Annotated in this window: 5 protein-coding genes; 4 read left to right on the top strand and 1 reads right to left on the bottom strand. The window is 67.0% G+C overall.

The annotated features are described in order from the left end of the window. From WBA11_RS18610 to WBA11_RS18595, 4 genes are all read left to right on the top strand, one after another. Positions 1–635: PorV/PorQ family protein (locus WBA11_RS18610; RefSeq protein WP_424522128.1), on the top strand; the 635-nt coding region annotated here is incomplete at its 5' end. A 50-nt stretch (positions 636–685) separates the two neighbouring features. Further along, on the top strand, positions 686–1,861 hold the full coding sequence (locus WBA11_RS18605; RefSeq protein WP_424522127.1) for an IPT/TIG domain-containing protein: 1,176 nt from the start codon (positions 686–688) through the stop codon (positions 1,859–1,861). Positions 1,862–1,966: 105 nt separating this feature from the next. Beyond that, positions 1,967–3,376, top strand: a complete 1,410-nt coding sequence (locus tag WBA11_RS18600) for a T9SS type A sorting domain-containing protein (protein ID WP_424522126.1) — start codon at positions 1,967–1,969, stop codon at positions 3,374–3,376. A gap of 98 nt (positions 3,377–3,474) precedes the next feature. Continuing rightward, the gene (locus tag WBA11_RS18595; RefSeq protein ID WP_424522125.1) at positions 3,475–5,295 is read left to right on the top strand and encodes a family 10 glycosylhydrolase; all 1,821 of its coding nucleotides are present in this window, start codon (positions 3,475–3,477) and stop codon (positions 5,293–5,295) included. Between the two features lie 84 nt (positions 5,296–5,379). Here WBA11_RS18595 and WBA11_RS18590 read toward each other — a convergent pair. Continuing rightward, positions 5,380–6,170 (bottom strand): T9SS type A sorting domain-containing protein (locus WBA11_RS18590; protein ID WP_424522124.1); only part of this gene is annotated, 791 nt, incomplete at its 5' end.

Here is a 6,170-nt window from a genome sequence, read left to right as displayed (position 1 = left end):
CCGAAGCCGGCTTCCGTGACTTGGGAACGTTCTCCCCGACCGCGTTCGCGATCGGCTTGGGCTACGCCCGAACCGTGACGGACCGGTTCTCAGTCGGCGGGCAGGCGAAGTACGTGACCCAGGACATTGGGGCCGTTGCGTCGTCTGCGACCGAAGAAGGGGGCGTCTTGCGCGAGGACATCTCCGAGAACGTCCTGGCCTTCGACTTCGGCGTCATGTACGACACGCCCTTCCCAGGTCTCGCGTTCGCTGTCAGCGCTCGCAACTTCTCCCAGGAGGCGGCCTTCGGCGAGGGCGAGAGCTTTCAGCTTCCCCTGACGCTCCAGATCGGAGCGGCCCTTGACACGGGTGGCCTGACCGGCCTTGACCCGTCGCTCCACCGGTTGGTTCTGGCCGTGGACGCCGAAGACCCGTACGACTTCGCGAGCCAGATCGAGGCCGGCGGCGAGTACACGTTCGCGAACACGCTGTCCCTCCGCGCCGGCTACGTCTTCCCCTCCGATGTCCAGAGCGTGAGCCTGGGCGCCGGCATCCGCCAGAGCTTGGGCGGCGTCGGGTTCGGCGCGGACTACTCGTACAGCGCCATGAGCGAGTTCGACGCGGTCCACCGCGTCGCCGTCCGCTTCGACCTCTAAGACCGCCCTCGACGAGCCTTTCCGACCTCGAGGCCTCCCGGCCCCTGCCCATGCTCCGTCTCGCCCGCCTCGGGACCGCCCTCACCGCGGTCGCCCTGCTCCTCGTCACTCTCCCCGCCTGCGACTTCGGCGAGGGCGAGAGCCTGTTCGACCCCGACGCACAGACCAACCCGGCGCCGGTCGTCTCGAGCGTCTCCCCGACCGGCGTCGTCCTCGCGGGGGTCGACGTGATCACCATCGAGGGCACCAACTTCTCCGCGACTCCGTCGGACAACACGGTCGTGTTCGACGACCAGCAGGGCAGCACGGCGTCCGGTGTCGTCCTCGAAGCGTCTCCGACGCAGCTCCGCGTCCGCGTCCCGAACCTGCCGAACCCCGCGCTCCGCTTCCGCGTGGCCGTCATCGGCGCCCAGGACTTTAGCAACTCCATCGACTTCCCCCTCACCGCCGCGATCGTTCCGTACGGGGAGCTTGCGCGGACGGAGGTCCCGTTCGGTATCGCAGCCGACGACGACGGGACGCTCTACCTCTCACTCGAGAACGAAGGGAGCGCCGTCGGGATCACGGCCATCGCCCCGGACGGGACGCGGTCGCCCTACTTCGACTCGGGCTTCCCATGGGCCGCTCTCGCCCGTGTTGACGGCCGGCTCTTCGGGGTCCGGCGCCTTCGCGCCGTGTTCGAGTTGCCCGAGGGCGGGCGCCAAGGCGTGCTCGCCGCCTTCCAACCTGCTTCCGTCTCCCTGTTCTCGATCGCCGGGGGGCCGGACGGCTCGGTGTACGCGGGTGGGAACTCAGACGTGATCTATCGCATCGCGCCCGACGGGTCGAGCTCCGAAACGGTGTTCCCCTCTTCCGTGGAGGCTCTCGTGTCGAACACCTCGACGCTCTACGCGGTTAGCGGCGAGGCGCCCGCCCAAGTCTATGCCATTACCATTGAGGGCGACGGATCACTCGGCGCACCGACCCCAATCGCTACGCTTCCGGCAGCCGGCTCCGCCCTCGAGGTTGCCGCCGACGGGACGCTCTACGTGGGACTGAGCCGCGAGGAGGACCCCGTCGTCACCGTCTCGGGCGGAGCCGTCGAGCCCCTGTACCCCGGCGTCTTGAACGGCCCCGTCCAGAGCCTCGCCTATGGCGCGGGGAGCCAGCTCTACATGGTCACCGCCGCGACTAGCTCCGAGCGAGCCAACGTCTTCCGCATCGAGACCCGGCGCGACGGGTCCTAATCGCTCCGGCGGATCAATCCTCTTGCTTCACGGTTCCATAACGAACCCGAACGCCTGCGACCTCGAGGTCGTGGACTCTCCTAACCACCCCACCCCGCTTTTCCAATGAGGAAACTGCTACTCCTGCTTTTCGCCGCTGCCTTCCCGATGACGGCATCGGCGCAGTGGAACTTCGACACCGTCTTCCCCTCCGATACCCTCGAGACCGACGGCAACGGTATGCAAGGCGTCGCTGTCGACGGCGACGGCAAGGTCTGGCTCCAGCCCTTCGGTCCCACCGATAGCGTACAAGTCGCCGGGCTCAACGATACGTTCCAGCCAGTCCGCGTGCTCCACGTCTTCAACCCCGACGGGACTGAGGCGTCTTTCTCGCCCGTCAAGTTCATCGAGTTTGAGGACGGCGTGACACCCCGCGACACTCTCGGTGGGGAACTCCTCATCAACGCGAGTGGTGAGCGTGAGTGGTTCACCTCGTCGACGCGGAGTGGTCGTGGTCTACGCGCTGGACCTGATGGCAACATCTACGTCTCGCAAGACCAATACCTATACAAGCTTAACTCGGACACTGGCGAGGGTATCGCACGTGCATTCATTCCGACAACAGAATACTGTGCGCTGACCCAAGTCTCTCTTGACGACAACGGCAACGTGTACACAGCTCCTGTGTGTCCCGCTGCTGGCGCCGCCATTCGCCAGTACGACTCGAACTTGAACTTCATCGCCAACGCAGTTGCCGAGGCGAGCAACTTCTCACGTACGACGTTGGTGAGCCCTGACGGCAACACTCTCTTTGACACGGCTTTTGAAAACCCGTTCACGATTGTGTACCAGCGTCCCGACGAGTTCAGCGAGTTCGACTCCATTGGAGTCACACTCGCTGGCCTCCGTGTCGAGTCAACAGCTATTAACCCATCCACCGGACGCTACTGGTTCAGTGCTGGCAACCCGTTGAACCTCCCGAACCAGTACATCAACCCTGCGGACAGCACGCTTCTCGAGACCAACTTCTCAGAGACGACGTGGTACGCTTACAACTTCGACGACCTGTTCGACGCGGACGGCAACCCCGTTCTCACGCCAACCCCTGTCGACAGCCTCAAGTACAGTGAGCCAGGCGCCGGCCGTCCTCGAGGGCTTGCGTTTAGCCCCGATGGTGACACAGCATATGTCGTGCTGTTCTCTGCAGCCGGCGCTGTCCAGCGTTTCACTCGCGGTGACGGTGGAAACACGTCAAGCGAGGAGATCGGCACGTTCGCCGGTGCTCTCGAGCAGAACCGCCCGAACCCGTTCGCGGGCACGACGCAGATCGAGTTCGACCTCGAACGCGCCTCGAGCGTGACGCTCCGCGTGTACGATGCGACCGGACGTGAAGTCGCGACGCTGGCTGACGGACAGATGGCCGCCGGCCCGCACTCGGTGTCGTTCGACGCCGGACCGCTCGCCGCTGGCGTCTACGTCTACACCCTCGACATCGAGGGCGAGATCTCCAGCCGCCGCATGATGGTCATCCGCTAACGCGGAATCGGCTTCGCCCGGCGGCCTAGCCGCCGGTGCCCTTGGAGGGCGCTGGGCCTCGCGCTCAGCGCCCTCCTTTGCTTTCTACCCACCCCACGATGCGCCTCTCTATTCTAATCGCCGCGGTCGCCCTCTCCCTCCCGGCGTTCGCACAGTCCTCGCCGAAGTACGAGTTCCGGGGGGCCTGGATCGCGACCGTCGCCAACCTCGATTGGCCGTCGTGTCAACAGACGAGCGTGACATGCACGTCGGACCGGCAGAAAAGCCAGCTCATCGAGATCCTCGACGGCCTCGAGGACGCCGGCGTCAACGCGGTCATCTTCCAGGTCCGCTCCGAGGGCGACGCCTTATACGAATCGGCGATCGAGCCGTGGTCCTACTGGCTGACGGGTGAGCAGGGCCGGGCGCCAGAGCCTTTTTACGACCCGCTCGCGTTCGCCATCGAGGAGTCGCATGCCCGAGGCATGGAGCTCCACGCCTGGATCAACCCCTACCGAGCCGATCGGGGCTCGAACTATACGAAGGCGCCCTCGCACGTCACGAACGCCGACCCCGATCTCCTGCTCTCCTTCGATGGGACAGACATCGTCATCTTCGATCCGGGCCTTCAAGCCTCGAGGGACCGCGTCTCGGCCATCGTCGCCGACATCGTCCGCCGGTACGACGTGGACGGGATCCACTACGACGACTATTTCTATCCGTATCCCGAGGGGAGCAACTTCTCAGGGATCGACGACGAGGACACCGAGACCTTCGCGGCCAACGCCCGAGGATTCTCGTCGATCGGCGACTGGCGGCGCGACAACATCAACCTGATGGTCGCCCAGGTCGAAGACAGCATCCGGGCCATCAAGCCCGAGGTGGTCCACGGGGTCAGCCCGTTCGGAATCTGGAAGAACGGGACGCCGACGGGGATCCGCGGCTTGGATGCGTTCGACGTCGTCTACGCCGATGCGACGGCGTGGCTCGACGCCCAGACCATCGACTACCTCGCGCCCCAGCTCTACTGGTCGTCGGCGGGCGTCGTGAACGGGTCGTTCAACAACCAGCGGTTCTCGACGCTGGCGACGTGGTGGGGCGAGCAGCGGAACGAGCGCCACGTCTACCCGGGCTTGGCCGCGTACCGAATCGGACAACCCGGCTACTCAGCCGGCGAGATCCCGCTTCAGATTCGCCTGACGCGCACCTACGACGGCAACCAGGGCTCGATTCTCTTCCGCGCCCGGCAGTCCGTCATCATCGGCGGCCGCGGGCTCCCGGACTCACTCGCGAACGGCGTGTACCGCACGCCTGCGCTTCCAACACCGATGGCGTGGCGCAGCCAGGATGTCCCAGGTGTGCCCCAGACCCTCACGGCCGCCTCATCGCCTGACGGCCCACCGGGAACCGTAGACCTCGAGTGGACCGCACCCACGGACGGTGACGCCGACGCCCGCTTCTACGCCGTCTACCGCGTCGAGGCCGGCGCCAACCTCGAGGACGCCCTCGACACGTCGGACAACCTGATCGCCGTGACCGGCGAAACGCAGGCGACAGACCTCCGCGTCGACGGGCGCTCCTACGCCTACGTCGTCACGTCCGTCAGCGCGAACTCGATCGAGAGCGCACCGAGTGAGGCCGCTGTCCTGCCGGGCGCCGTCGCGACCGACCCGACCTCGACGATGGTCGCTGCCCTCGAAGCGCCGCGTCCGAACCCCGCGACCGGGCCGGTGACGATCCCGTTCGTCCTCGAGGACGCGTCGGCCGTAACGCTGCGCGTGTTCGATGTGCTGGGCCGTGAGGTCGCCGCCCTCGAGGACGGCCCTCGGACGGCTGGCTCGCACCGCGTCGTGTGGCAGCCAACGACGGCCGGGACGTACCTCGTCGTCCTCGAGGCCGACGGAGTCCGGGCGACGCGGACGGTATCAGTGGTTCGGTAGACCGAATCGACCTCGAGGGTTGAGCGTTGCGCCCGCCCTCGAGGTCGTCGTGGATCTCTCGCCAGAGCGACCTCGAGGACGCCGCTATCGCGCGACGACGAACGTAGAGGTGGCCTGCTCGGCGCCGGCCGTCACGCGGACGACGTAGACGCCCGACGCGAGGTCACTGACCGACCAGTCGAGCCGGTGCTCGCCGGCTGCGCGCGCTTCGCCCCTCGCCAAGACCGCGACGCGCTGGCCGACGGCGTTGAACACTTCGGCCGTCACGACCGCGGGCTCGGGGAGCACGACCTCGAGGGCGGCCGCCGTCTGGGCGGGGTTCGGAGAGACGCGAGCGAGACGCAGACCGCGTCCGTCCTCGAGGGCGCCGTCGTTGGCAACAGCGCGAGGAGCGAGCAACTCGAGGTCGTCGGCGTAGACCTCGCCGAAGAGGGTCGAGCTGCCGTCGTAGCCGAGTTGGAACGAGTCAAAGCGGAGTTGGCTCGGGGCGTCCCACGCGCCGTTGCCGATCCACGTGCCGAACCCGTCGGCGTCCAGGTCCCACGTCACGGTCCGCCAGCCGTACCAGTCGACCGTCGTCCAGGGGCTCACCTCGTGGCCGCCGCCGAACCCGTCGTCGATGGCGAACCGGAGCAGGACGCCGGTCCCGTCGCCGAACACGCGGGCGCGCAGCGTCTGCTGGTCGTCGAAGACGACGTCGCGCGGTGCGCCACCGGCGAGGTACTGGCGGATCAGGTAATCGGACTCGCCGTCGTTCCAGCCGTAGTCGATCCGCATCGAGGTCGCGCCGCCGAGCGGGTAGGCGCGGGGGCTCGCGGCGCGGGCCGTCGAGTCGGTCGCGATGCCGGTCGTGGACCCGCTCTGCTGCGGGAGCC

The organism is Rubrivirga sp., assembly GCF_049648075.1.
Taxonomy (GTDB): Bacteria; Bacteroidota; Rhodothermia; order Rhodothermales; family Rubricoccaceae; genus Rubrivirga.
Note: the sequence above shows the minus strand (reverse complement) of the source record. Positions and strands in the feature narration are given on the sequence as shown.

Excerpts from the sequence above, each read along its gene's own strand:
- WBA11_RS18605 (WP_424522127.1), top strand. The coding sequence starts at position 686 with ATGCTCCGTCTCGCCCGCCTCGGGACCGCCCTCACCGCGGTCGCCCTG.
- WBA11_RS18600 (WP_424522126.1), top strand. The coding sequence starts at position 1,967 with ATGAGGAAACTGCTACTCCTGCTTTTCGCCGCTGCCTTCCCGATGACG.
- WBA11_RS18595 (WP_424522125.1), top strand. The coding sequence starts at position 3,475 with ATGCGCCTCTCTATTCTAATCGCCGCGGTCGCCCTCTCCCTCCCGGCG.